Source organism: Pseudomonas helleri (genome assembly GCF_009600315.1).
In the GTDB taxonomy this organism is placed as follows: domain Bacteria; phylum Pseudomonadota; class Gammaproteobacteria; order Pseudomonadales; family Pseudomonadaceae; genus Aquipseudomonas; species Aquipseudomonas helleri_A.
This window is the reverse complement of sequence record NZ_WIWC01000090.1, coordinates 1-987: the sequence shown is the minus strand read 5'-3', so window position 1 is coordinate 987 and position 987 is coordinate 1. Positions and strand designations below refer to the sequence as shown.

The 987-nt window shown below is 54.5% G+C and carries 1 pseudogene; it reads left to right on the top strand.

Annotated features, from left to right (window positions below):
* Positions 1–505: 505 nt before the first annotated feature.
* Positions 506–987, top strand: a pseudogene (locus tag GHN86_RS22945) (energy transducer TonB); the annotation flags it as partial.

Below are 987 nucleotides of genomic sequence, written 5' to 3'. Positions count from 1 at the left end.
GAAAGCCTTGGCTATGCAATATGATGCTCCTGCGTCAATTCAATAACCGTGTTGCACTCAGCTCCTGCAACCGCCCACTAATACTTGGCAGCCCACTGTCACTTTGGTGCATTAATTGACAACAGCAACGGCTCAGCGTCGGATTGTCCGACAATACGATAGATGCACTTACCCTGTGTGCTCAGGTTAATAAGCCGCTGATAACAAACACCCTGAGCCTGTTTCTCCAGCGCTCTAAATACTGTGTTTATTTAACTGCCCAGACACCTTGTTTTAATGTTCTTGGCACAGCCGTTGCTTTACCTGACTTAACAAAACTTAATGTTCTTTGAGCACTGACTTATCACCGATTTATCAGGAGCCCACATGATGTATTTACCCCGCAGTCCTTAATATTAACGATAAGTGAAGCCTCACTTATCGAACACCTGTACCCACCATTCTCGTCCCTGCGTGCAAGGGCGAACGGAGCCTTATTGCCCTTCATTTAGTCGAGGGACTGTTAATGAGTGACGAGGTAAAAAACCAGACCCGGCCAGCGCCTGCGCTGGATGCTGAACGGGTAAAGCAGTGGACGCACATCAAACATGTGCCCAATACCTCTCAGCCGGGAGGCTTGGGCAAGCCGCAGATCATTGTGTTGATTGGCGCGGTGGTGTTGCTGCACGCCAGCGCTTGGTGGTTTTTCCAGCAGGCCAAGGCTGAACCGCTGGTTACCCCACCTGAAATCCCGGAAATGACCGTCGAACTGACCAGCCCTGCCCCTCCAGCGCCCCCCGTGGAAGAGCCGCCACCACCGCCGCCCGAACCCGAACCGCCGGTTGAGGATGAAGACGCGGTCAAGGAGCCGCCCAAGCCGGTGGAAAAGCCCAAGCCTATTGAGAAGCCAAAACCGGTGATCAAGCCTAAACCGGTGCAAAAGCCACAGCCGGCCAAGCCTGCGCCACCTGCACCGGCCGCACCCGCCGCACCGACGGCGCCTACCGC